This window comes from Serratia proteamaculans, from assembly GCF_946227095.1.
Taxonomy (GTDB): Bacteria; Pseudomonadota; Gammaproteobacteria; order Enterobacterales; family Enterobacteriaceae; genus Serratia; species Serratia proteamaculans_E.
This window is the reverse complement of sequence record NZ_CAMISV010000004.1, coordinates 394,133-418,865: the sequence shown is the minus strand read 5'-3', so window position 1 is coordinate 418,865 and position 24,733 is coordinate 394,133. Positions and strand designations below refer to the sequence as shown.

Below are 24,733 nucleotides of genomic sequence, written 5' to 3'. Positions count from 1 at the left end.
AGCTTAACTCAGCCTATTTGTGACGCAACGCTTTCACCTGATCGGCCGTCACATCCGCCGGCAACCCACCCCAGGTCACCCGCAGATAGTTCACCAGCTCCGCCACCTGCGCATCGTCCAGCCGTTCACCAAAGGCTGGCATGCTCTGCATGCTTTCGCCGTCAGGGAATTGCTGTGCCGGTAAACCGTCCAGCACCGAGACAATCAGGTTTTTAGCATCCGGCTGGCGCAGCGTGGCGTTATCACGCATCGCTACCGCCACGTGCGGTTTGCCCTCGCCTTCACGCGCATGACAACCCGAGCACTGATCCAGATAGCTGATGCGCCCAGCATCACTGCCCTGGCCGATTTTAACCGGCACAGCGGCCGGCGGCTGTTCGCCCATCAGATAGGTCGCCAGCGCCTGGTGGTCTTCCGGCGTCAGGTGACGGGTGCTGAGATCCACCACCATATGCATCTCGCTGAAGGCAGAGCCTTGCGGTGCCATGCCGGTCGAGAGGAAGCGGTTCAAATCGTCCGGCGTCCAGCCGCGTTTCGCCAGCCCGTTCGGGGTGATGTCCGGTGCCATAAAGCGCCCCAGATCACCGCCCTGCATCGGTTTACCCAGTTCCATTTGACCCAGCATGCCGCGTGGCGTATGGCATTCCCCGCAGTGGCCCAGCGTATCCGCCAGATAACGGCCGCGTTGCCACTGCGCCGAATCACCCTGCGAACTGGCAGGCAGCGGATCCTGACTACGGAACAGCAGATTCCAGCCAATCAGCGCCATGCGCTGGTTAAACGGGAACGGCATGGCGTTTTCCGGAATGGCAACATCCACCGCCGGACGGGTCATCAGATAAGCGTAGATGTCATCGGCATCCTGACGTGTCATCCCTTTATACGAGGTATAAGGCATCGCCGGATACAGATGACGGCCGCCCGGTGCCACGCCCTTTGTCAGCGCCAGGAAGAAGTCGTCTTTGGTCCAGCGGCCAATCCCCTGATCGGCCGAAGGCGTCAGGTTACTGCCGTAGATAGTGCCGAACGGCGTATCCAGCGGATAGCCGCCGGCCATTGGCGCGCCACCACTGGCGGTATGGCAGGCGGCACAGTCGGCGGCCTGAGCCAGATAGCGGCCCCGGGCAACCTGTTCCGTACTGGCGGTCACCTGTTGCACCGCGCCGTCGTAATGGCGGTTTTCACGCCACCACAGCACCGCGATGACGATAATCACCACCAGCAGGATCAACAGTGCGAGACGTTTTTTCATTGCGCCGTCTCCTTCACCAGACCTGGGGTTTTCAGCACCACATCGCGTACCGCTTCGTAGTAACGCACGTAGCCGGTGCAGCGGCAGATATGGCTGTCCAGTGCCTGTTCGATAGCGCTTTCCAGCTGCTCACGGGCAATCGGCTCACGCTTGAGTTTTTCCACAAAAATGGTAGCGGCGTTAACAAAGCCCGGCGTGCAGTAGCCACACTGGAAGCTGTAATGTTCCAGGAAAGCCTGCTGGATCGGCGAGAGCTCGACCACTTCGCCCTGTTCATCCACCTTGGCATGGCCTTCGACGGTGCGCACTTTCTTGCCGCTGAAGAAATGCGCGCCGGTGATACAGGTACGTACTTCTTCGCTGGTGCCGCTCGGGTGATCGACAATCGCCACGCAGGCGTGGCAGATCCCCTGCCCGCAGCCCAGGCGTGAACCGGTCAGGTCGAGATATTCGTGCAGGAAGTCGATCATCATCAGTCCTTCCGGCACTTCGATCGGGCCGTACTGCTTGTCGTTGATGGTCAGGGAAATCGGCTGGGTTTTAATGCTCATTGTAATACCTCACGAATATTTTCTGCACGAACGGGCAAATCACGGAAACGGTGACCAGTGGCATCGGCGATGGCGTTAACCAGCGCAGCAACCACCGGGATCATCACAACTTCGGCCATGCCTTTGGGTGGATCGGTTTCCGACAGCGCGGGCAGGATGTCATCGGTCTGTTTCCAGACCGCCACATCGCTGGCACGCGGCAGGTGGTAACGGTTAAAGTTCCAGGTACCGTTACCGGGTCCGTCTTCGTACAGCGGTAAATATTCGTGCAGCGCATGGCCAATCCCCATCGCCAAGCCGCCCTGCAATTGGCCGGAAACCAGCTCCGGTACAATCAGGTTGCCGCACTCCATGATCGAATGGTGGTTCAGCAGTTCCACCTGGCCGGTAGCGATATCCACCGCCACTTCCGCCAGGGTACCGACGGCGCTGTAATAGGTCACCGCCGCGTTATTGCGTTGGGTCGGTGGGTAATAGGCCTGGTTGCGCGGCAGGGTTTTGAATTCGCCATTGGCGTTGCGCACCGCCAGCCCGTCAATCGGCAGACGTTCGCTATTACCACTCAGGGTGAAGTCCGCTTCCGCCCACTGCCAGCGGTTAAACACGTGTACAGCAGCCCCGGTGATACCGCCCATCTGGTAGGCCTGTTTCGCCAGTCGCTCCAGAGTCAGCACTTCCAGCCCGGCGGCGGTCAGCCCGCCTTCCACCCAGCGTGCGTCTTCTCTGCGCACCACCAATGGCGCCGCCTGGCCGCCACCGATACCGGATTGCCAAATGGCCATCGCCGCCGGCCACAGGCCGTGATCGAAGATCAACCGTGCCGCTTCGCGCGTGCTGTGGGAAAAGTAAAATGCCGAGTTGCTGGCGCTGGAGGGTGAACAGTAGCTTGGCGTCCAGGCCGGGTTGGCTTGCAACTTGTCCTGATCGGCCTGCGACATGATGTAAGGATCACCGCTGGTGACCATCGGCAATACCGACCAGTCGGTTACCGAGAAGTGCGCCTCATCCGCCGGTTTACCCAGCCACTGCGCGCACAACACCGACTGAGAGGTCGACATGCCGGTTCCCATCTCTGCGCCGCTGTGATGCAGCATAATGCGCCCGTCCTCTCCCAGCTCGACGCGGGCGAACGAGGTCTCAGCCCCGGTACCGAAGTCTTTTTGCACGCAGCCAAAGCCGACACCATAACGTTTGCCCGGGTGCTGGCTCTCAAACTCCGCCTTACGCTGGGCACGTTGCAGCCACATTTCATGCTTCGCCGCCTTCTCCAGCACTTCATCGGCACGAATAGCCCCGGCCGGAATAGCGCCCTGCGTGTTTTTCATGCCGGATTTCAGTACGTTGCGCAAACGGAATTCGATCGGGTCGATCTTCAACTCGGCCGCCAGTTCATCCACCATCATCTCGGTGGCGGCCATGCTTTGCAGCGTGCCGTAGCCGCGTGCCGAACCGGCATCGATGGCGCGTGAAGCCAGCCCTACCGAAGACAAATCGCTTTTCGGGAAGTAGTAAATCGACTGTGCCGCCGTCGCCGCCACCATCACCACCGACGGTGTAAAGTTGCTGCGGCCGCCGCCGTCTGCCGTCATCTCGCCGTGGAATGACTGCAAGACGCCGGTTTGACGGTTGACCGCAATGCGGTAATTCATGTCGAACGCGTGGCGCTTCAGCGCCGTCTGGAACTGTTCGAAACGGTCATTGGCCAGGCGTACCGGGTGTCCGTCACCGTACATCGCCGCCACCGCGCCGTAGTACGGGAAGTTATAGTGATCTTTCGAACCGTAACCGACGGTGTAGCAAGGGTGCAGGATCAGCTGTTTCACCGGCGGATTGTGCTTGGCCAGCATGCGTGGCATTTCGTCGGCCACTTCCTGCGGTGACTGCGTCGGGATCACCAGATGCAGGGTCTGCGTCGCCGCATCGTACCAGCCGTTGGCGTTATCCGGCTCCAACGCCGAGGTATCGACCGACTGCGTGGTATAACGGCGTGACATCACCAGCCAGTCTTCCGGCGGCGTTTGCAGCTCATTGGCGATCATCCCGGCGTAATACATCCCTTCCTGATCCAGCTTGCCGCCTTCGCGGCCTTCCGGCCAGACCGGCAGGTGTTTCTTCATCGATACCGGGAAAATCGGCGTATCTTTCAGGCTGGAGAAGCGATCGTCGTCGAACGGCTTTTCGCCACCCACCCGCACATAACGGAAGGTGCCCCAGGGATCCCGCTCCAGCGGGCCGGTTTCCGCCCCGTACTTAAGGGTTTCTTCACGGAATTTCAGCTTGTCTTTGGCGAAGCGGAAGCGGGCGAAATCGTGATAAATCAGGATCGCCACCGCCTGGCCCAGATAGGCCGGGGTTTTGCCCACCGGCAGCAGCATATCGTCGCCGTAGAACGCCGGGAAGGCCAGACCGTCGCGCGCCAAATCCTCTGCCGTCACCAGCCTGTCGGGCTGCAGGTCGTCCCCCAGTAACGAGAGATCGAGGCCCTCGAACAGCCGGTCGGCCTTGGTGACACGTAAAATAAACGCGTGCGCCTGTTGTTGCGGCCAGTGCGGCATATCAACCGCGCGAATGTCGCGTGCGAACACCTTCTGCCCCATCACCTTGGCACGGCCATCGATGCGAAAGCGAATACGCTTTTCATGAGCATCCCAGTTCGGGGACTGGAGGATTTTCTGCTCAAACAGCGCGGCGTAGGCGCGGCTGTACAGTGGCGCGAGGTATACAGAGACCCCCGCTATCACGGCGCCTTTGATAAAACGGCGCCGCGACGGGTTAAAATTGCTCATAAAAAGTCCTTTGTTTCTTTATTTTATTTTTCTGTTCAGCGGTGGTGTTGCGCAAACGCTGACGACCTTGCCGTAGACGTCATAAGCATATGCTTATAACCAAAATTATGTGATGATTAACATGCTGTTTTCAAGAAAAACACATCTCAAAAACACATATTTTTAGTAAGGTAATAATAAGTTGCGCAAATTCGGGCGGGTAAGATGACGACAGGCATAGTGATCGCCGCCGCCGGACGTGGGGAACGCTTCTCTCAGGCCGGTGGCGAAGGCAATAAATTGAATGCCGAGTTTGCGGATCAGTCCGGCCGACGACGCTCGCTGTTTGAACAGACGCTGTGTCAGGCGCTGGCTTCGGGCCTGCCGGTATGGGTCGTCACCCGGCCGGATAACCTTCAGGTACAACAGGTTTGCGCCCTCTATCAGGTGCCGGTCACGCTGCTGGCCAGCGTGGGCCTGGGGGATTCCATCGCCGCCGGGGTGAAGGCTACGCCGCACTGGCAAGGCTGGTTGATACATTTAGCGGATATGCCCTTCGTCACGCCGGGCGTTTTCCAGCAGGTGGCTGCCGCCTTATCGCAACACGCCATCGTCCGCCCCAGTTTCCAGCAGCAGCCGGGCCATCCGGTTGGATTTTCCGCCCTTTTGCGCAAACAACTTGGCCAATTGCGTGGTGATAATGGCGCGCGTGAACTGCTTAAAGGGCAGTCGGTGTACCTGCTTTCTCTTGATCAACCCACGGTGGTGCAGGATATTGATCTTCCGTCACAGCTACCGGCCAGCGAGTAAACCACCTATGCAACATCTCGATATCACCGTGGTCAACCAGGCGATAAGCTGGCTGAAGCAACAACAGGTGTGGCTGTGCACCGTACTGAACACCTATGGCTCCTCGCCGCGATCGCCAGGGGCACTGCTGGTAGCCACCCAGGACGAGCATTACTGCGGTTCGTTGTCGGGCGGCTGTGTAGAAGAAGACTTTCTGCGGCGCGTGGCGGCCGGAGAGTATCAGGCGGCCAGCCAGGTGATCCGTTACGGTGAAGGAGGCCTGGAACCGAACGTGGCGCTGCCCTGCGGCGGCGTGTTGGAAGTGTTGATCGAATCCCTGCCTGCCGGTGATGAAAGTATTGCCTATCTGACCCAAATAGCCGGTGCGCTGAACGGACACCATGCACTGGTCAAACGCCTGACCCTGCCCGATGCCTGTACCAGCCTGACATTAACCGACTTCGCCAGCGCTACCCAGGTGGAGCGTCGTGGCCCGCAGGTCACTCTGCATATCGCGGCGGCACCGCGTTTGCTGATCGCCGGGTTATCCAGCGTGGCGCTGTACTGCGCCGATTTCGCAAGTTCATTAGGGTTTGAAGTGTTGGTGTGTGAGAACCGGCCAGAGGCGCTGGATAATTTCGCCCCACAGCTCCGACCCAACGTGACGCTGCTGCGTCAGTTTCCGGCCAAGTTTATTGAAGGCGGCGGCTGCCACGCCAATACCGCAATTGTGGCGCTAACCCACGATCCGCGCATGGACGACCTGACGCTGATGGAAGCGATCCACACCCCGGCATTTTACATTGGTGCCATGGGGTCATTGCGCAACAGCGCACGGCGGCGCCAGCGTCTGCAACAGATTGCCGAATTCAGCCCGCAAGAGCTGGAACGTATTCATGCCCCGATTGGGCTGCCGCTCGGCAGTAAAACCCCGGCGGAGATCGCGTTAGCGGTGATGGCGGATATTGTGCAGCAGAAAAACCGTACTACCACCGCTCGCTCGATCAACCAAGCGGAGTTACAGGCACCAGATGCTGCAACTCAAGATGCAGCTCCTCCCGCTCGTTCAGCGAATAGTTGAACATCGTCAGGTCTGGTCCTTCCCTGCGGGCCAGGCCCAATTCCGGCAATGCCTGGGTGTAAATCTGTATCACATGGTCGTGCAAGGCCACCGGTTTGCCGGAGTAACAAAAACGGCAAAAATCGCCGTGAATTTCCTGCCATAGTTCGAGGCTGGCATCATCACTGACCGGGCAATCCGCCGCAACGCCGAGGGCATACTCCACCCGGACCTGTTCCCCATCAGGAATAAGCTGGGTAAGCGAATAGGTCAACGCCGGTCGGCTGGCCACCGAGTGATAGAATCTCTCTCTGATTTTGCTGCGGATGTGCAGATGCGACTTATCCAGATCGGTAATATCGAGATGGTAAGCATAACCTTTCCCTTTGATCGCATACTGACCTTTGGCCACATTGATTCGGTCAACCTGAATGTCGCCGGGATGGTTGGCTGACAGCGAACGAACCAAATGACTGAAATCCTGTTTGCGGGCGTGGCGATAGACGCTGGGGGATTCGGCAAAGTGCTTTTTGAAGCAGCGTGAAAAGGTTTGTTGGTTATCGAACTGATATTCAATGGAAATATCAAGAATGGTTTTTTGCGTGAAGCGCAAGGCAAAAGCGGCGAGGTACAAGCGGCGGGCCCGAATATAGGAAGCCAGCGACAGGCCGGTCTGCGTCTTGAACATTCGCTGCAGATACCATTTCGAGTAGCCTGATTTGGCAGAAACGATATCCAATGATAGCGGGTTGGTCAGATTGTCTTCAATCCAGACCAGCAGTTCCCTGATATGATTTTCCTGCGTTTCCATGTATTTGCCGAGCCTTCTGTGCCAAATATGCCTTTATGCGTGTGTTACTGCTCCGCACGTAGGGTATACAGGTTAAAACGCGGCGTCCAGCGGGCTACAGGACTTTACACTGGGTCTGATCAAGGCGAGAACTTGCCGCCCGACTACAGGCGGCAAGTCTTTGCGAGCATTATTTCACGCAGCGAGAACACTGGCCGGCCTGGATCTTCTGGAAGAAGTCATTGCCTTTATCATCCACCAGAATAAACGCCGGGAAATCTTCCACTTCGATTTTCCAGATCGCTTCCATTCCCAGCTCTGGGTATTCGACGCAGGTCAGGCTCTTGATGCTCTGCTGCGCCAACACCGCTGCCGGGCCGCCAATGCTACCGAGGTAGAAGCCACCGTGTTTGTGGCAGGCGTCAGTCACCTGCTGGCTGCGGTTACCCTTGGCCAGCATGATCATGCTGCCGCCGTGGGACTGCAGCAGATCAACGTAAGAGTCCATACGCCCGGCGGTGGTTGGCCCCAGTGAACCCGAAGCGTAACCGTCCGGCGTTTTGGCCGGACCGGCGTAATAAATCGGGTGATCCTTGACGTACTGCGGCAGACCTTCGCCGTTATCCAGACGCTCTTTCAGCTTGGCGTGCGCGATGTCGCGTCCCACGATAATGGTGCCGCTCAGCGACAGGCGGGTGGATACCGGGAATTGTGACAGCTGCTTGAGGATCTCGGCCATCGGGCGGTTGAGGTCAATCTTGACGGCCTCGCCTTCCCCGGCCTGACGCAGTTCCTGCGGAATAAACTTGCCCGGATTGTGCTCCAGCTTCTCCAGCCAGATACCGTCACGGTTAATCTTGCCCTTGATGTTACGGTCAGCAGAGCAGGAAACCCCCATGCCCACCGGACAGGACGCGCCATGGCGCGGCAGGCGCACCACACGGATGTCGTGCGCAAAGTATTTGCCACCAAACTGTGCGCCCAGCCCCAGATTCTGCGCCTCTTTCAGCAACTCATCTTCCAGCGCTACGTCGCGGAATGCCTGGCCGTGTTCGTTACCTTCGGTTGGCAGGCCATCGTAGTACTTGGTCGAGGCCAGCTTGACGGTTTTCAACGTCGCTTCGGCCGAGGTCCCGCCGATAACAAACGCCACGTGGTAAGGCGGACAGGCTGCGGTACCCAGCGTGCGCATTTTCTCGACCAGATAATCCTTCAGCTTGCCCGGTGACAGCAACGCCTTGGTTTCCTGGTAGAGATAGGTTTTATTGGCTGAACCACCGCCTTTGGCGATGCACAGGAATTTGTATTCTTCACCGTCGACGCTGTAGAGATCGATCTGCGCAGGCAGGTTGCTGCCGGTGTTGACCTCGTTGTACATATCCAGCGCGGCGTTTTGCGAATAACGCAGATTGTCTTCGATAAAGGTGTTGTACACCCCACGAGACAAGGCCGCTTCGTCACCGCCACCGGTCCAGACGCGCTGGCCCTTTTTGCCGACGATGATGGCGGTGCCGGTATCCTGACAGGTCGGTAAAATACCCTTGGCGGCGATTTCTGAGTTACGTAAAAATTGCAGCGCAACGTACTTGTCGTTTTCGCTGGCGTCCGGATCCTTGAGGATATCGGCCACCTGCTGCTGGTGTGCCGGACGCAGCATGAATGAGGCGTCATGGAACGCGTGCTGAGCAAGGAGGGTTAACGCTTCGGGGGCCACTTTCAGCACTTCCTGGCCTTCAAACTCGCTCACGGAAACGTGGTCGCGGCTCAACAGATAGTATTCGGTGTCATCTTTCTTCAGCGGGAACGGATCTTGATAATGGAACGGTTTATTCGACATTGATCTCTCACTTGCAACATCAGCTGCGTTAAATTCACACTTACTCAGCCAGCTCGGGGCAGGCCGCGTCAGAAAACTCCCCACACCTTACGTATTTTTAATCAGTCGGTTATTGCGCTAAATCGCATAATACCCTGCTGGTTTGTAGGGGCGCTGTATACTGCGCCCGCGTTAATCGGGACGAATATATTCGTCCCCTACAGGTAGGGACTCAGCATGTACGGTTTATTATCCCGCAGTTAACACAATGATTACAATCCATCAGCGTCGATCGGGTTATCAATGCGGTGAAAAACCTGTCTGACCGTGGTCAGCAAATTAGTTTTGCGTCTTATTGCCAGCCGGTTCGCCATTGCTTAAGCTAGCCGCAATGAACAAAGTAAGAATCCCCATTGCGCTGCAACAGGCGGCGATGCGCTGTCTGCGAGAAAAACTGCAGCTGGCCCGTCAGCACTTTTCCGTCGAGTTTCCCGAGCCCAAAGTCATTTACCAGCAACGTGGCACCAGCGCGGGCACCGCCTGGCTACAAGCCTGGGAAATCCGGCTGAATCCGGTACTGCTGATGGAAAACCAACAGCCGTTTATCGATGAGGTAGTGCCGCATGAACTGGCGCACCTGCTGGTATTCCGTCAGTTTGGCCGCGTACCACCGCACGGCCGCGAATGGCGCTGGATGATGGAAAGCGTATTGCAGGTGCCCGCCAGCCGTACCCACCAGTTTGAGATTGCCTCGGTGCAGAGCAAAACCTACCCCTACCGTTGCAGTTGCCAACAGCACCAGCTCACCGTGCGCCGCCACAATCGGGTGATGCGCGGAGAAAGTGAATATCGCTGCCGCCAGTGTGGCGACAAGCTGAAATTTTTCGCCGGTGAGCCCATTTAGCGAAACGATTTATACGTTAAAACAAGCCAATATCGTCGTTTGCTACGACTGTCAACTTCCGCTACCCTGCCTGCTTTTCCAATTTTGAGCTGTTTTGGAATATGTTTCGCAAAATTTTATTTTTGGTGGTTCTCTCTGCCGGTGCCGCACAGGCGCACGGCATCAATAACTTTTCTCAGGCCAAGGCGGCAGCGGCCAAAATCAATCAGGACGCGCCCGGCACCTTCTACTGCGGCTGCCGGATCGACTGGCAGGGCAAGAAAGGCATCCCCAATCTGAACAGCTGTGGCTATCAGGTGCGTAAAAACGCCCAGCGCGCACAACGTATCGAATGGGAACACGTGGTTCCGGCCTGGCAGTTCGGCCACCAATTGCAGTGCTGGCAACAGGGCGGCCGCAAAAACTGCAATAAAGACGCCGGCTACCGCCAAATCGAAACCGATTTGCACAACCTGCAGCCGGCGATAGGTGAAGTGAATGGCGATCGTAATAACTTTATGTACAGCCAGTGGAAAGGCGGTGAAGGCCAGTACGGCCAGTGCCCGATGAAAGTGGACTTCAAAAATAAGCAGGCCGAACCGCCGGCCCGCGCCCGTGGCACGATCGCCCGTACCTACTTCTATATGCGCGACCGCTACCAACTGCGGCTTTCACGCCAGCAGACCCAGCTTTTCGAGGTGTGGAACCGCCAGTATCCGGTCAACCAGTGGGAATGTCTGCGCGAAGCACGCATCGCTAAGGTACAGGGCAACCATAATCCCTATATTCAGCAAGCTTGCCAGCAACGAAAGGGCTAACCTACTATATACCCGTCGCCTTTCAAGCCGCAGCGTTGTTACCTGCACTCGCCCACCCCAGTTACTTACTAAAGTAAGCGCCTGGGGATGAACGAGCTAGGCGCCTAGCTGCAACTCGAAATTCATAGGGTATAGCCCCTGTTCTATCAGGCAAACTATACCCTCTAGTCAGGATCGAATATTCACATGCGTATACCCCGTATTTATCACCCGCAGCCGTTGATCGACAATGCGGAAATCTTCTTAAGCGAAGACGCCGCCAACCATGTCGGGCGTGTACTGCGCATGAACGCTGGCCAGGCGTTGCAGTTATTCGACGGCAGCAATCAGGTGTTCGACGCCGAGATCACCCATGTCGACAAGAAAAGCGTGCAGGTGCAGCTCAGCGCCGGGCAACGGGAAGACCGTGAATCACCGCTCAATCTGCATCTGGGCCAGGTGATTTCTCGCGGTGAAAAGATGGAATTCACCATTCAGAAATCCATCGAACTGGGGGTTAACGTCATCACCCCGCTGTTTTCCGAGCGCTGCGGCGTAAAGCTGGATGGCGAACGCCTGGCGAAAAAAATTCAACAGTGGCAGAAGATTGCCATCGCCGCCTGCGAACAGTGTGGCCGTAACCGCATCCCGGAAATCCGCGAGGCCATGCAACTGGAAGCCTGGTGTGCCGAGCAGGATGGCAGCCTGAAGCTGAACCTGCACCCGCGCGCCAGCCACAGCATCAACACGCTGCCGCTGCCGGTGGAACATGTCCGCCTGCTGATTGGGCCGGAAGGCGGTTTATCCGCCGACGAAATTGCGATGACCACAGGCCACGGATTTACTGATATCCTGCTGGGGCCACGCGTTCTGCGTACAGAAACCACAGCGCTCACCGCGATTACCGCTTTGCAGGTACGTTTCGGCGATCTGGGTTAAAGGAGAAAAGATGATTAAGCTCGGCATCGTGATGGATCCTATCGCCTCCATCAATATCAAGAAAGACACCAGCTTCGCCATGCTGCTCGAAGCGCAGCGCCGTGGCTGGGAACTGCACTACATGGAGATGGACGATCTCTATCTGCACGCCGGTGACGGCCGTGCCCGTACCCGCCTGCTGAGCGTGAAGGAAGATAAAGAAAGCTGGTTCAGCTTTGGTAGCGAGCAGGATCTGGCGTTGCAGGATCTGGACGTGATCCTGATGCGTAAAGATCCGCCGTTCGATACCGAATACATCTACGCGACCTATATTCTCGAGCGCGCAGAGGTCAAGGGCACGCTGGTGGTCAACAAGCCGCAGAGCCTGCGTGACTGCAACGAAAAGCTGTTCACCGCCTGGTTCCCGGAACTGACGCCGGACACCCTGGTCAGCCGCAGCGCAGCGCACATCCGCAAATTCCACCAGCAGCATGGCGACATCATCCTCAAGCCGCTGGACGGCATGGGCGGCGCGTCAATCTTCCGCGTGAAACGGGATGACCCGAACCTGTCGGTGATTATCGAAACCCTGACCGAACACGGCAGCCGTTTCTGTATGGCGCAGAACTTCATTCCGGCAATTAAGGAAGGCGATAAACGCATTCTGGTGGTGGACGGTGAGCCGGTGCCTTACTGCCTGGCGCGTATTCCGGCGCAGGGCGAGACCCGCGGTAATCTGGCGGCCGGTGGCCGGGGTGAAGCGCGTCCGCTGAGCGAAAGCGACTGGAAAATTGCACGTGCCGTGGCCCCGACGCTGAAAGAAAAAGGGCTGATTTTCGTTGGCCTGGACGTGATTGGCGATCGACTGACCGAAATCAACGTCACCAGCCCAACCTGTGCACGTGAAATCGAAGCGGCCTTCCCGGTGTCGATCACCGGCATGCTAATGGACGCGATTGAAAAACGTCTGGCGGCGAAGTAATCCGCAGTGCGGGCGGCGATGTCGCCCGCTATCCTGACTTCCCGGACTGGCGCTATCGGCTTAGGCTGTGCGAGTGCAGCTAACAACGCTGCAACTTGAAAGGCGACGGGGATGGCCGCATACTGACGGCTGTTTAACTTATCACCCACCAACTGTCTAAAATAACACCATGAATTTACAGCACCATTTTCTTATCGCTATGCCATCACTTCAGGATCCTCGCTTCAAACGCTCGGTGATTTATGTCTGCGAGCACAATGAAGACGGCGCCATGGGCCTGGTGATCAATAAACCGGTGGAACAGTTCACGGTGGAAACAGTGTTGAGTAAACTGAAGATCATAGCGCAGACGCGCGATCCGGCCATCAGCCTGGATAAACCGGTGTTTGCCGGTGGCCCTCTGGCGGACGATCGCGGTTTTATCCTGCATACGCCGCGCAAAGGCTTTGGCTCCAGTATTCAGATCTCGCCGGATACCATGATCACCACCTCGAAAGACGTGCTGGAAACGCTGGGCACCCCGGAGCAACCGGACGACGTGCTGGTCGCGCTCGGCTATGCCGGCTGGGAAAAAGGCCAACTGGAACAGGAAGTGCTGGAAAACGCCTGGCTGACCATTGAAGCCGACACCGACATTCTGTTCCATACGCCGATCGCCAACCGCTGGCGCGAGGCTGCCAATCGTCTGGGCATCGACATCTGCAGTATTGCCAACCACGCAGGACATGCCTGATGACTAACCGCACCATTATCGCCTTCGACTTCGGCACCAAAAGCATCGGTGCCGCCATCGGGCAGGAACTGACGGGCAGTGCCCGTGCGCTGGCGGCCTTCAAAGCACAGGACGGTTCACCGGACTGGCAAAAGATCGAGAAGCTGCTGAAAGAGTGGCAGCCGGATCTGGTGGTGGTCGGCCTGCCGCTGAACATGGACGGCACAGAACAGTTGGTGACCGAGCAAGCTCGCAAGTTCGCCAACCGCCTGCACGGCCGCTTTGGCGTCCAGATCGCACTGCATGATGAGCGCCTCAGCACCGTAGAAGCCCGCGCCAACCTGTTCGATCGTGGCGGCTTCCGCGCACTGGACAAGGGCAGCGTAGACTCGGCCTCAGCAGTGGTTATTCTGGAAAGCTGGTTTGAGCGGCAGCTGGGCTAATTTTTTCAGCCGGTGCAAACCGGCTATTTTGCTCAGCATAATATCCAGAACCACCAACCGAGGCTGAACCTGTTTTATTTTTGCCAATGCCGTCATTCCATTTATGTCGGTTATAATTAAGTCATTTCCTAAAGGTGTTTGATTTTCTTAACAGAAAAGAAAATTACCTGATTGCGACATTATAATATTCCCTGCGCAACCCGCTGCTGCAGCCCCTGTTCAAAGGTCTGCATGCCGGACTGTCCACCAGTTTGCAGCACGTTAGCCAACTGATGGGTTTTGCCCTCACGGATCATGCTGCTGACCGCCGCCGTTGCCGTCAGTACCTCAAAAATTGCCACCCTGCCACCGCCGGGTCGGCTCAACAGCTTTTGTGCAATCACCGCCTGCAGGCTGCTTGCCAACTGAGCACGCACATAGGGTTTTTCTTCCGCCGGAAAAACATCCACCAGCCGATCCACCGCCTGCGGCGCACTGCGGGTATGCAATGTGGCCAGCACCAGATGGCCGGTTTCCGCCGCGGTCAGGGCCAGACGGATCGTGGTGGTATCGCGCAGTTCTCCCAGCAGGATCACATCCGGATCTTCACGCAGCGCCGCCCGCAGTGCATCGTCAAAGCTATGGCTGTCGCGACCCAGCTCCCGTTGCTGGATCAAACACTGCCGACTGCGGTGGATAAATTCGATCGGATCCTCCAGCGTGAGGATATGGCGACGCTGGTGCTGATTGATATCGTCAATCATCGCCGCCAGGGTGGTGGATTTACCGCTGCCGGTCGCACCGGTCACCAGGATCAGGCCGTCTTCGCGCCGAACCAGAGCCGGAATAATGTCTGGCGCGGCCAGCGCGGCCAATGTTGGGCAGTGGCCGGCAATCAGCCGCAAGGCAATCGAAACCCCCAGGCTTTGCAGAAAGAAATTGGCGCGCAGGCGGATCTCACCCGCCAGCGAAAGCGCCAGATCCAGCTGCCCCTGCTGCTGTAACTGCTGCCGCTGCAACGGTTGCAGCAGGGTGTTGCACAGCAACTGCATTCTCGCTTCGGTCAGTATTTCCGCCCCTGCCAGCGGTTGCAGTTCACCATCAATGCGCAACATCGGCCGATGACCGGTACAAAGGTGCAGATCGGAAGCATTATGCTTTACACTAAGGGCCACGAATTCATCGATATCCATATCAATCTCCTGGGTCAATAATGAGCACTATCCAACAGAATCTGCAGGATGTCAGAAACCGCATTGCCGCGGCCGCTCAAGGCTGCGATCGCGCTCCAGAAGAAGTTACGCTGCTTGCCGTAAGCAAAACCAAACCTGTGGCGGCGATCGCAGAAGCCATCGCGGCAGGCCAGCGCGCCTTCGGCGAGAACTATGTTCAGGAAGGCGTGGATAAAGTTCAGCATTTCGCCGCGCTGCCGGAAGGCGCAACATTGGATTGGCACTTTATCGGTCCTTTGCAATCCAACAAGAGCCGACTGGTGGCAGAGAACTTTGCCTGGTGTCACACCGTTGATCGGCTGCGTATTGCCCTGCGTTTGAGCGACCAGCGCCCGGCAGATATGCCACCGCTTAACGTTCTGATCCAAATAAATATCAGCGATGAGCAGAGTAAATCTGGCATTGTACTGGCTGAATTGCCGGCGCTGGCAGAGGCGGTTGCCGCGCTGCCGAATGTCAGGCTGCGCGGGCTGATGGCCATTCCAGCACCGCAAGAAGATTACCAGAGCCAGTTGGCGGTATTCGGTCAGATGCGTGACGCCTTTCTGGCTCTGCAACAGCAATATCCGCAGGTGGACACGCTGTCGATGGGCATGACCGACGACATGACAGCGGCCATTGCCGCAGGCACCACCATGGTGCGCATCGGCACCGCTATTTTTGGCGCCCGTGATTATTCACAGGCCTGACACATTAACGAGGGATTTTGATGCAGCATCGTAAGATTACCTTTATTGGTGCCGGTAACATGGCGCGCGCTATCATCGCCGGCCTAGTGGCGGGCGGTTATCCAGCCAAATCCATTAGCGTCTGCGCACCTTCGGCTAAAAACCGTGATGCACTGGCGGCGGACTACGGCATCGTCAGCAGCAGCGATAATCTGGCCTGTGCGCAAGCGGCCGATGTCGTGGTGCTGGCGGTAAAACCGCAGATGATGGCCGATGTCTGTCAGCCGTTGCGCGAACGGGTCGATTTCAGCGGCAAGCTGGTTCTGTCGATCGCCGCCGGTATCCAGGTCAGCCGCTTTTATCAACTGCTGGGTGACAACCTGAACATCGTGCGCATCATGCCCAATACCCCCTCACTGGTGGGTAAAGGCATGAGCGGCCTGTATGCACCGCAACAGGTCAGCCAACAGGACCGCGACTACAGCAGCGATTTGATGGCGTCGGTCGGCAAGGTGTGCTGGGTGGATGACGAAAACGGCATTAACGGCGTTATCGCCGCTGCCGGTAGCGCACCGGCTTATTTCTTCCTGTTTATGGAAGCCATGCAGCAAGAAGCCGAGCGTATGGGCTTCGACAGCCAGACTGCCCGTAATCTGGTGCAGCAGGCCGCCTCCGGCGCTGCCGCGCTGGTGGAAGCCAACCCGGATACGCCATTGTCGACCCTGCGTGAGCAAGTGACCTCTAAAGGCGGCACCACCGCTGAAGCGCTGCGGGTCTTCAACGAACAACAGCTGCCGGCAACCGTGGCCAAAGCCATGCAGGCGGCAGTTTCCCGTGCGCAGGAAATGGAAAAATCATTTTAAATAATCGAGAGTTAAGGAGAAGGGCTACTACATGCTAACGCTGACTTTTTTGGTCAAAACCGTTGTTGATCTGTACGTCATGGTACTGCTGCTACGCATCTGGATGCAGTGGACGCGCGCTGACTTTTACAACCCATTCGCACAGTTTATCGTGAAGATCACCCAACCGGTGATCGGCCCGCTGCGCCGTGTCATTCCGTCCCTGGGGCCAATCGACAGCGCATCGCTGCTGCTGGCGTTCCTGCTGATGACCATCAAGTATCCGCTACTGCTGCTGATCCAGGGCGGTGCGATGTCACTCAGTCCGTATAATCTGTTGTTTGGGCTGATCTCGCTGGTGAAGTCGGCCGGTTACCTGATTTTCTGGGTGATGATTATCCGCGCGCTGATGAGCTGGATCAGCCAGGGCCGCAGCCCGATTGATCAGTTGATGTATCAGTTGACCGAACCTTTAATGTCCCCTATTCGCCGTATTTTGCCGGCAATGGGCGGCATTGATTTTTCAGCGATGGTGGTGATCCTGATCCTGTATCTGATCAACTACCTGGGCATGGATCTGTTCGGTGAGATCTGGTTCCTGCTGTGAGTCCAGTGACCCCGGTGCTGGACGGGCTGGCGATCAGGCTATATATTCAGCCGAAAGCCAGCCGCGACCAGATTGTCGGTTTGCATGGCGACGAACTTAAAGTCGCCATTACCGCCCCGCCGGTTGACGGCCAGGCCAACGCTCATCTGATCAAGTTTCTCGCCAAGCAGTTCAAGGTGGCGAAAAGCAACGTCACCATCGAGAAAGGCGAACTGGGGCGGCATAAACAGTTACGCATCGTTAATCCGCAACAGATCCCTGCCGTGGTCGCGGCGCTAATCGAATAAATTTCAAGGTAGTCATCATGCAAAAAGTCGTTCTTGCCACCGGTAACCCGGGCAAAGTGCGCGAACTCGCCGACCTCCTGGCCGATTTCGGGCTGAATGTGGTCGCACAAACCGAGCTGGGCGTGGAGTCCGCAGAGGAAACCGGCCTGACGTTTATTGAAAACGCCATCCTGAAAGCCCGTCACGCGGCGCAAATCACCGGCCTGCCGGCGATTGCCGACGACTCGGGCCTGGCGGTAGACGCATTGGGCGGCGCACCGGGCATCTATTCTGCGCGTTACGCAGGCGTTGACGCCTCTGACCAGCAAAACCTCGACAAACTGCTGGTGGCGCTGAAAGACGTGCCGCAGGGCAGCCGCGGTGCGCAGTTCCACTGCGTGCTGGTGTATATGCGCCACGCGGAAGACCCAACGCCACTGGTGTTCCACGGCAGTTGGGCCGGTGAAATCACCCACGCCGCGGCAGGTGAAGGCGGTTTCGGTTACGATCCGATCTTCTACATCCCGGAACTGGGCCTCACCGCCGCCGAGCTGAGTCGCGACGAGAAACGCGCAGTGTCACACCGTGGTAAAGCACTGAAACTGATGCTGGAAGCGATGCGCAATGCTTAAGTTGCCTCCATTAAGTTTGTACATTCATATCCCGTGGTGCGTGCAGAAATGTCCGTACTGCGACTTCAACTCGCATGCGTTGAAGGGTGAAGTCCCGCATCAGGAATATGTCGATCACCTGCTGGCGGATCTGGATGCCGATCTGCCACTGGTTGCCGGCCGTGAAATCAGTACTATTTTTATCGGCGGCGGCACCCCCAGCCTGCTGAGTGCCGAGGCGATGCAATCGCTGCTGGACGGCGTGCGGGCACGCATCCAGGTGGTTGAAGGGGCCGAGATCACCATGGAGGCCAATCCTGGCACCGTGGAGGCCGATCGCTTCAGCGGCTACCAGCGCGCCGGAGTGAACCGCATCTCTATCGGAGTGCAGAGCTTCAGCGCCGAGAAGTTAACTCGCCTGGGGCGCATACACGGCCCGGAAGAGGCCAAACGTGCCGCGCACCTGGCCACCGGTCTCGGCCTGCGTAGTTTTAACCTCGATCTGATGCATGGCCTGCCGGACCAGTCGCTGGAAGAGGCGCTGGACGATTTGCGCCAGGCGATTGCCCTTAATCCGCCGCATCTGTCGTGGTATCAACTGACCATCGAACCCAATACTCTGTTCAGTTCACGTCCGCCGGTCCTGCCGGACGACGACGCACTGTGGGATATTTTCGAACGGGGCCATGAGTTACTGAGCGCTGCCGGCTACCAGCAATATGAAACCTCGGCCTATGCCAAGCCGGGTTATCAGTGCCAACACAACCTCAACTACTGGCGCTTTGGCGACTATCTGGGGATTGGCTGTGGCGCACACGGCAAACTGACATTCAGCGACGGCCGCATTCTGCGTACCGCAAAAACCAAGCATCCGCGCGGTTTTATGCAGGGCAAGTATATGGACAAGCAGCATGAGGTGACGGTGGCAGATCGGCCGTTCGAGTTCTTTATGAACCGCTTCCGCCTGCTGGAGGCGGCGCCGCGCGCCGAGTTCGTCAACTACACCGGGCTGGATGAAAGCACTATCCGTGCACAGCTGGACGAAGCACTGGCGAAAGGCTATCTGGAAGAAACGCCGGAATATTGGCAGATCACCGAGAAAGGCAAACTGTTCCTTAACTCGCTGCTGGAGCTGTTTCTGGCAGACGAATAGCAAAAAGCGCTGAGTTATCAGCGCTTTTTTTTGGTTTTAATCCGAGGTACTCGCAAACACGCTACCCACGGTGATTTCGTGTTACTTCAAAGCATTAAGCAGGTCTTTACGCTGAGTTTCCAGGCCGGTAACGCGGTTACACACGTCGTGACCAAAGTTCTGGAAGTCCTGCTCCTGGTTGTTCCACTCGTTCTGAATCGCCTTCTGCAGGCCACCCAGATTGCCCATGATAGCCTGCAAAGGATTGCCGCCGCTGTTGGCCGCCTGCTTGACACCCATCTCGTTCAGGCTGTCCTGCAATACGCCGCCCATGCTCTGCTGCACCAGATTTCGGCCATCCTGCTCAACCTGGTCAATCGCCTTATGATGGAAGGTCAGGCCGTCGCTACGGTGTTCGATAATGCGGTTCATCTGCTGCTTAAGCTGGCCATTGAGCGTAGTCAGGCGATTACGCACGTTGCTGTCGCTGCCCAGCTCTTTAACGATCACCTTGTCCAGCGCCACACGCGCTTTCTCCAGGTGTTGCTGCGCGCCCTTGTCAATCCACGGCAGCTCTTTACGCAATGCGCTCTGGTAGCTGAAGGCCTTTTGACGCTGGCTGTCATTCAGGCTCAGAGCCTGGCCATTACGGGTCACATCGCCATCTGCTGAAATCTGCAGGTTGCCGCTGGCGCCTGTCACCTGCACGTTCTGCGGGCTGATAATCACATCGTCCTGGGGTTTAACGCTGCACTGATACTCGGCATGCGCCTGCGAAGCAGTCAACAGCAGTAAGGCTAACCCGGTTTTCTTTAACATATTTTCTCCTGACTCCCTTCCGTGGTGGGATTAAAAAATCGAACGGCTAATCCGTTGAGACAACAGTTCCAGCGCCGCAGTTCCCGCCAGTGAGTTACCGGAGGCATCCAGCTCCGGCGACCAGACGGCGATCGACAGCTCATCGGGGACGATGGCGACAATGCCGCCGCCAACACCGGACTTGCCCGGCATGCCCACACGGTAGGCAAACTCCCCCGCGCCGTCATACATGCCACTGGTCATCATCAGCGCATTGATCTGGCGCGCCTGCAACGGGCTGATCACTTCGCGCCCGCTAAGATCACGCCCGTGATTGGCCAGATAAACAAAGCTACGCGCCAGCTCCTGGCAGCTCATCCGCAACGCGCAGTAGTGGAAATAGGTTTGCAGCACGGTGAGTACGTCGTTTTCAAAGTTGCCGAACGACTTCATCAGATAGGCTATCGCCGCATTGCGATCGGAGTGTTCAAACTCGGAACGGGCAACCCGCGAGTCGTAGGCCAGGTCTTCTTCACCGGCCAGTTGGCGCACCACTTCCAGCATGCGTTGCTTGGGAGCGCTGAGCCGGGTTTGCAGCATGTCACACACCACCAGCGCACCGGGGTTGATAAACGGATTGCGCGGTTTGCCCTGCTCCATCTCCAACTGCAGCAACGAGTTGAATGGCAGGCCGGAAGGCTCCTTGCCAACCCGTTGCCAGATCTCGTGTTCCTGATAGCGGGCCAGTGCCAACGTCAGGCTCAGCACCTTGGAGATCGACTGAATAGAGAAGCGCTCAGTGGCGTTCCCGGCCTGGAACATTTCGCCGTCGACGGTGCAAACGGCGATCGCCAGACGATCGGCCGCCACTTCCGCCAGTGCCGGTATATAGTCCGCCACCTTGCCCTGGCCAATCAGCGGGCGCACCTGTTGCAGGATCTCTTCCAGCAACGCGTTATCCAATGTCGTTACCACCGCGGTCACACTCCGGACAAAACAAAGGTGCCGTTAAGGCACCTTAAAATCAATAAGCTGGCGCGGCACCAGGCCGCGCCGATCGGGCTGGGAAAATCAATCCCACCAGATATCGAACAGATCGCTGACCTTAACGTCGGTCAGTTTACGCGCTTCCAGCCATTTTTTGACCAGTTCGCGCTGTTCGTCGGTGCAATGACCGATAGTCTGCAGGCAGATCAAACCTTCCCACTGCAGATAGCCACTGCCGTCAAACGCCATACCGTTCGGCTCGATCACTTCGTCGATGAAAGCGTCCAGCGTGCTGTCGATATCTTCAACCGCGGTGCCTTCGGCAAAACGCCATGCTACGGAGAAACCCAGCTCCTGAAACTCTTCAATGTGTAACTTTTTACGTAAACGACGACTGCGGTTCTTAGCCATTATTCTTTCCTCTCAAACATCAAATCCCAAACGCCATGTCCCAGACGCTGGCCGCGTAATTCAAATTTTGTCAGTGGGCGTGAATCCGGACGCGGCACGTAATCATTATCGCTGGAAAGATTACGATAGCCTGAGATCCCGTTCATAACCTCTAACATATGTTCTGCGTAAGGCTGCCAGTCGGTGGCCATATGGAATACGCCGCCGACTTTCAATTTGCGCTGCACCAGTTCAACAAACGGCGTCTGTACGATGCGACGTTTATTGTGGCGAGCTTTGTGCCACGGATCGGGGAAGAACAGCTGCACCATGTCCAGCGACCCGTCCGGGATCATATTCTCCAACACCTCAACCGCGTCGTGACACATCACGCGCAGGTTGTTCAGTTCCGCTTCGGTAGCGTCGGCCAGACAGGCACCCACGCCCGGCGAATGTACTTCAATCCCCAAGAAATTCTGCTGCGGGTTATGGCCCGCCATGGTCACCAGCGAGGCACCCATGCCAAAACCGATCTCCAGCACGGTCGGCGCATCGCGCCCAAACAGTGCGGTGATATCGACAGGTTCAGCCTGATACTCCACGCCCATCACCGGCCAATAGTTGTCCAGCGCGTGCTGCTGGCCTTTGGTCAACCGCCCCTGGCGGCGGACAAAACTGCGGATACGGCGCATCGCACGGCCGTTCTCATCAAATTCTGGGGAGATGACGTCATTAATCATAGTGCTTTCTGTCTGTTTGGCTGCTAATTAGGGAAACGCGCATTATGCAAAGATACATTGGTTTAGCAAGTGTTCATCTAATGTACCTGTCGTGCGACGTCGGAAAGTTCCGGTTTACAGCATCATGACTCTATGCTGCAATCGCGCTTCATTTTCTGCCGGATATCGAAGCTGCTTATTATGATGCAAGCACAACAGTTCGCACAGGTGGTGCTTGACTGGTACCAGCGTTATGGCCGTAAAACCCTGCCGTGGCAGCTTGATAAGACCGCCTATCAAGTATGGCTCTCTGAGGTCATGTTGCAACAAACGCAGGTTGCCACTGTGATCCCGTATTTTCAGCGCTTTATGGCACGTTTTCCCAACGTGCGTGCGCTGGCAGAAGCGCCACTGGACGAAGTGCTGCACCTGTGGACCGGCCTGGGCTACTACGCCCGTGCCCGCAACCTGCACAAGGCGGCGCAGACCATTGTCGCACAGCACGGCGGCGAGTTCCCGACAACCTTTGAAGAAATCCACGCCCTGCCCGGTATTGGCCGCTCAACGGCGGGGGCGGTACTGTCATTGGCGCTCGGCCAGCATTACCCCATCCTCGACGGCAACGTGAAACGCGTGTTGGCCCGCTGCTATGCGGTCGAAGGCTGGCCAGGCAAGAAAGACGTCGAAAACCGGCTGTGGCAGATCAGTGAAGACGTCACTCCGGCACAGGGCGTCGGCCAGTTCAACCAAGCGATGATGGATCTGGGGGCGATGGTCTGCACCCGTTCCAAACCCAAGTGCGAGCTGTGTCCACTCAGCCTCGGCTGTATCGCCTACGCCCATCACAGCTGGGCGAAATACCCCGGTAAAAAGCCCAAGCAGACGCTGCCGGAAAAAACCGCCTACTTTTTATTGCTGCAACAGGGCGAACGAGCCTGGCTGGAACAGCGGCCGGCCGTCGGCTTGTGGGGCGGGTTATTCTGCTTCCCGCAGTTTAGCGAGCGCGAAGAGATGGAACTCTGGCTGCAACAACGCGGTCTGAAAAACAATCGTCAGCAGCAATTAACCGCATTTCGTCATACTTTCAGTCATTTCCATCTGGATATCGTGCCGATCTGGCTGGAAATGAACGACGCAGGCGCCAGCATGGATGAGGGTGTCGGTCTCTGGTATAACTTAGCGCAGCCGCCCTCTGTCGGGCTGGCAGCGCCGGTTGACCGCCTGTTGCAACAGTTGGCAAAACAGTCCCCACGCCAGCAGGGTTTATTTGGCGATAGCGCCATTGATGAGGAATTAGCATGAGCAGAACCATTTTTTGTACCTTCCTGCAGCGCGACGCTGAAGGGCAGGATTTCCAGCTTTATCCAGGGGAAGTCGGCAAACGCATCTATAACGAGATCTCGAAGGAAGCCTGGGCAGAATGGATGAAAAAACAAACCATGCTGATCAACGAGAAAAAACTGAACATGATGAACGTGGATGACCGCAAACTGCTGGAAGCGGAAATGATCAAGTTCCTGTTCGAAGGGCACGACGTGCACATCGAAGGCTATACGCCACCGAGCGAATAACGCTGTTGGGGCCAGGCGCTGGCCCTCTTCAATACTTCTCGTATACGGCTTTAAGATGAAGAAAATTTTAGCTTTGCTAGTAATAGCGCCTTTACTGATTTCCTGTTCCGGCAAAAAAAGCACCGAGGTCAACGAAGCCCTGGTCAAAGACACCAACGGCTTTGAGATCCTGATGGGCCAATTCGCCCACAACATCGAGAATATCTGGGGTCTGAACGAAGTTCTGATCGCCGGGCCAAAAGATTACGTTAAATACACCGACCAGTATCAAACCCGTAGCCATATCAACTTTGATTCTGGTGCCATCACCATTGAAACCATCGCCACCACCGATCCTGCCGCCCACCTGCGTCAGGCGATTATCAGCACCTTGCTGATGGGGGACGATCCGGGTTCTATCGATCTCTATTCCGACGTCAACGATATCCAGATCAGTAAAGAGCCGTTCCTGTACGGCCAGGTGCTGGATAACAAAGGCGCGCCGATCCGTTGGGAATGGCGTGCGGCGCACTTTGCCGACTATCTGGTGCAGAGCAAACTGCAAAAGCGCACCTCCGGCCTGCACGTGATTTACTCGGTCACCATTCAACTGGTGCCGAACCACCTGGACAAGCGTGCGCATAAATACCTGCCGATGGTCCGCAAGGCGTCGGAGAAGTACGGGGTGGAAGAGTCGCTGATCCTGGCGATTATGCAGACCGAGTCGAGCTTTAACCCGTATGCGGTGAGTGGTTCGGATGCACTGGGCCTGATGCAGGTGGTACAGCACACCGCCGGTAAAGATGTGTTCCAGATGCGCGGGAAATGGGGCAAGCCAAGCCGCAGTTACCTGTTCGATCCGGAAAACAATATCGACACCGGCACCGCCTATCTGGCCATTTTGCAGAACAACTATTTGGGGGGTATTCAGAACCCAACCTCACGTCGCTACGCGGTGATCACCGCCTATAACGGCGGGGCGGGCAGCGTGCTGCGAGTGTTCTCCAGTGACCGAACCCGGGCGGTCGGCATTATCAACGACATGCAGCCGGGCGACGTCTACCAGACGCTGACCACCAAGCATCCGGCCGGTGAATCGCGCCGCTATCTGGTGAAGGTGAACAACGCGCAGAAGAGTTATCGACGCCGTTAATCACCCCGGTCAGGGCGGTCTCTTCCGTCGCCCTGACCACC

27 protein-coding genes are annotated in these 24,733 nt (G+C 57.1%); 17 read left to right on the top strand and 10 right to left on the bottom strand.

The window, feature by feature from the left end; genetic code table 11:
- Positions 1-13: 13 nt before the first annotated feature.
- From OC597_RS11045 to OC597_RS11035, 3 genes are read right to left on the bottom strand one after another with little or no spacing between them, the layout of a single operon-like run.
- Positions 14-1,252: a cytochrome c gene (locus OC597_RS11045; RefSeq protein WP_261258781.1), complete on the bottom strand. Its 1,239-nt coding sequence runs from the start codon at positions 1,250-1,252 to the stop codon at positions 14-16.
- The gene (locus OC597_RS11040; RefSeq protein ID WP_261258782.1) at positions 1,249-1,803 is read right to left on the bottom strand and encodes a (2Fe-2S)-binding protein; all 555 of its coding nucleotides are present in this window, start codon (positions 1,801-1,803) and stop codon (positions 1,249-1,251) included. Before OC597_RS11040 ends, OC597_RS11045 begins: the two co-directional genes overlap by 4 nt.
- On the bottom strand, positions 1,800-4,589 hold the full coding sequence (locus OC597_RS11035; RefSeq protein WP_261426046.1) for a xanthine dehydrogenase family protein molybdopterin-binding subunit: 2,790 nt from the start codon (positions 4,587-4,589) through the stop codon (positions 1,800-1,802). The genes OC597_RS11040 and OC597_RS11035 overlap by 4 nt, the downstream gene beginning before the upstream one ends.
- Before the next feature lie 204 nt (positions 4,590-4,793).
- On the opposite strand from OC597_RS11035, the gene OC597_RS11030 reads away from it, so the two are divergent.
- Both OC597_RS11030 and OC597_RS11025 read left to right on the top strand, forming a co-directional pair.
- The gene (locus tag OC597_RS11030; RefSeq protein WP_262208702.1) at positions 4,794-5,378 is read left to right on the top strand and encodes a nucleotidyltransferase family protein; all 585 of its coding nucleotides are present in this window, start codon (positions 4,794-4,796) and stop codon (positions 5,376-5,378) included.
- A gap of 7 nt (positions 5,379-5,385) precedes the next feature.
- Positions 5,386-6,438 (top strand): XdhC family protein, encoded by a 1,053-nt coding sequence (locus tag OC597_RS11025; RefSeq protein ID WP_262208701.1) that lies wholly within the window; start codon positions 5,386-5,388, stop codon positions 6,436-6,438.
- On the opposite strand, the gene OC597_RS11020 is transcribed toward OC597_RS11025, so the two are convergent.
- Both OC597_RS11020 and fumA read right to left on the bottom strand, forming a co-directional pair.
- Complete coding sequence (locus OC597_RS11020; RefSeq protein ID WP_261285267.1) at positions 6,362-7,228, bottom strand: helix-turn-helix domain-containing protein; 867 nt, start codon at positions 7,226-7,228, stop codon at positions 6,362-6,364. The genes OC597_RS11025 and OC597_RS11020 overlap by 77 nt on opposite strands.
- A 169-nt stretch (positions 7,229-7,397) precedes the next feature.
- On the bottom strand, positions 7,398-9,044 hold the full coding sequence (gene fumA / locus OC597_RS11015; RefSeq protein ID WP_261258788.1) for a class I fumarate hydratase FumA: 1,647 nt from the start codon (positions 9,042-9,044) through the stop codon (positions 7,398-7,400).
- A 370-nt stretch (positions 9,045-9,414) separates the two neighbouring features.
- On the opposite strand from fumA, the gene OC597_RS11010 reads away from it, so the two are divergent.
- The 6 genes from OC597_RS11010 (at position 9,415) to ruvX (ending at position 13,758) form a co-directional block, all read left to right on the top strand.
- A complete protein-coding gene (locus OC597_RS11010) occupies positions 9,415-9,927 on the top strand; it encodes a SprT family zinc-dependent metalloprotease (RefSeq protein ID WP_262208698.1) in 513 nt (170 codons plus the stop codon).
- Positions 9,928-10,028: 101 nt separating this feature from the next.
- On the top strand, positions 10,029-10,724 hold the full coding sequence (gene endA / locus OC597_RS11005; protein ID WP_262208696.1) for a deoxyribonuclease I: 696 nt from the start codon (positions 10,029-10,031) through the stop codon (positions 10,722-10,724).
- Between the two features lie 186 nt (positions 10,725-10,910).
- Positions 10,911-11,642, top strand: coding sequence for a 16S rRNA (uracil(1498)-N(3))-methyltransferase (rsmE, locus tag OC597_RS11000; protein ID WP_262208694.1), 732 nt, complete (start codon positions 10,911-10,913; stop codon positions 11,640-11,642).
- A 10-nt stretch (positions 11,643-11,652) separates the two neighbouring features.
- Complete coding sequence (gene gshB, locus OC597_RS10995) at positions 11,653-12,603, top strand: glutathione synthase (RefSeq protein WP_262208692.1); 951 nt, start codon at positions 11,653-11,655, stop codon at positions 12,601-12,603.
- A gap of 169 nt (positions 12,604-12,772) precedes the next feature.
- A complete protein-coding gene (locus OC597_RS10990) occupies positions 12,773-13,336 on the top strand; it encodes a YqgE/AlgH family protein (RefSeq protein WP_261258792.1) in 564 nt (187 codons plus the stop codon).
- Complete coding sequence (gene ruvX, locus OC597_RS10985) at positions 13,336-13,758, top strand: Holliday junction resolvase RuvX (RefSeq protein ID WP_012146730.1); 423 nt, start codon at positions 13,336-13,338, stop codon at positions 13,756-13,758. The genes OC597_RS10990 and ruvX overlap by 1 nt, the downstream gene beginning before the upstream one ends.
- Positions 13,759-13,937: 179 nt before the next feature.
- Here the strand turns inward: ruvX and OC597_RS10980 are convergent, their stop codons facing one another.
- Positions 13,938-14,930: a type IV pilus twitching motility protein PilT gene (locus OC597_RS10980; RefSeq protein WP_262208689.1), complete on the bottom strand. Its 993-nt coding sequence runs from the start codon at positions 14,928-14,930 to the stop codon at positions 13,938-13,940.
- 20 nt (positions 14,931-14,950) lie between these two features.
- Here OC597_RS10980 and OC597_RS10975 point away from each other — a divergent pair, with 20 nt between their 5' ends.
- From OC597_RS10975 to hemW, 6 genes are read left to right on the top strand one after another with little or no spacing between them, the layout of a single operon-like run.
- Complete coding sequence (locus OC597_RS10975) at positions 14,951-15,658, top strand: YggS family pyridoxal phosphate-dependent enzyme (RefSeq protein ID WP_261258795.1); 708 nt, start codon at positions 14,951-14,953, stop codon at positions 15,656-15,658.
- 20 nt (positions 15,659-15,678) lie between these two features.
- On the top strand, positions 15,679-16,500 hold the full coding sequence (proC, locus tag OC597_RS10970) for a pyrroline-5-carboxylate reductase (protein WP_129936132.1): 822 nt from the start codon (positions 15,679-15,681) through the stop codon (positions 16,498-16,500).
- 31 nt (positions 16,501-16,531) lie between these two features.
- Positions 16,532-17,086: a YggT family protein gene (locus OC597_RS10965; protein WP_085118923.1), complete on the top strand. Its 555-nt coding sequence runs from the start codon at positions 16,532-16,534 to the stop codon at positions 17,084-17,086.
- Positions 17,083-17,373 (top strand): DUF167 family protein YggU, encoded by a 291-nt coding sequence (gene yggU / locus OC597_RS10960; protein ID WP_261258798.1) that lies wholly within the window; start codon positions 17,083-17,085, stop codon positions 17,371-17,373. Before OC597_RS10965 ends, yggU begins: the two co-directional genes overlap by 4 nt.
- 17 nt (positions 17,374-17,390) lie before the next feature.
- Complete coding sequence (locus OC597_RS10955) at positions 17,391-17,984, top strand: XTP/dITP diphosphatase (protein ID WP_261258799.1); 594 nt, start codon at positions 17,391-17,393, stop codon at positions 17,982-17,984.
- Positions 17,977-19,116 carry a radical SAM family heme chaperone HemW gene (hemW, locus tag OC597_RS10950; RefSeq protein WP_261463368.1) on the top strand — a complete coding sequence of 380 codons (1,140 nt, stop codon included), beginning with the start codon at positions 17,977-17,979 and terminating at the stop codon, positions 19,114-19,116. The genes OC597_RS10955 and hemW overlap by 8 nt, the downstream gene beginning before the upstream one ends.
- 81 nt (positions 19,117-19,197) lie before the next feature.
- On the opposite strand, the gene OC597_RS10945 is transcribed toward hemW, so the two are convergent.
- The 4 genes from OC597_RS10945 to trmB all read right to left on the bottom strand — a co-directional run bounded on the left by OC597_RS10945 (position 19,198) and on the right by trmB (position 22,010).
- On the bottom strand, positions 19,198-19,914 hold the full coding sequence (locus tag OC597_RS10945; protein WP_085118932.1) for a YggN family protein: 717 nt from the start codon (positions 19,912-19,914) through the stop codon (positions 19,198-19,200).
- 30 nt (positions 19,915-19,944) lie between these two features.
- On the bottom strand, positions 19,945-20,868 hold the full coding sequence (glsB, locus tag OC597_RS10940; protein ID WP_099063405.1) for a glutaminase B: 924 nt from the start codon (positions 20,866-20,868) through the stop codon (positions 19,945-19,947).
- A 96-nt stretch (positions 20,869-20,964) separates the two neighbouring features.
- Positions 20,965-21,291, bottom strand: coding sequence for a YggL family protein (locus OC597_RS10935; RefSeq protein ID WP_020828611.1), 327 nt, complete (start codon positions 21,289-21,291; stop codon positions 20,965-20,967).
- The gene (trmB, locus tag OC597_RS10930) at positions 21,291-22,010 is read right to left on the bottom strand and encodes a tRNA (guanosine(46)-N7)-methyltransferase TrmB (RefSeq protein ID WP_207977523.1); all 720 of its coding nucleotides are present in this window, start codon (positions 22,008-22,010) and stop codon (positions 21,291-21,293) included. Before trmB ends, OC597_RS10935 begins: the two co-directional genes overlap by 1 nt.
- 180 nt (positions 22,011-22,190) lie before the next feature.
- Here trmB and mutY point away from each other — a divergent pair, with 180 nt between their 5' ends.
- Genes mutY through mltC form a run of 3 tightly spaced genes read left to right on the top strand, consistent with a single transcriptional unit; the run spans position 22,191 to position 24,692 of the window.
- Entirely contained in the window at positions 22,191-23,291 is a 1,101-nt protein-coding gene (mutY, locus tag OC597_RS10925; protein ID WP_410001372.1) for an A/G-specific adenine glycosylase, read from the top strand.
- Positions 23,288-23,560 carry an oxidative damage protection protein gene (locus OC597_RS10920; RefSeq protein ID WP_020828614.1) on the top strand — a complete coding sequence of 91 codons (273 nt, stop codon included), beginning with the start codon at positions 23,288-23,290 and terminating at the stop codon, positions 23,558-23,560. The genes mutY and OC597_RS10920 overlap by 4 nt, the downstream gene beginning before the upstream one ends.
- A gap of 55 nt (positions 23,561-23,615) precedes the next feature.
- A complete protein-coding gene (mltC, locus tag OC597_RS10915; RefSeq protein WP_262208683.1) occupies positions 23,616-24,692 on the top strand; it encodes a membrane-bound lytic murein transglycosylase MltC in 1,077 nt (358 codons plus the stop codon).
- Positions 24,693-24,733: the final 41 nt, after the last annotated feature.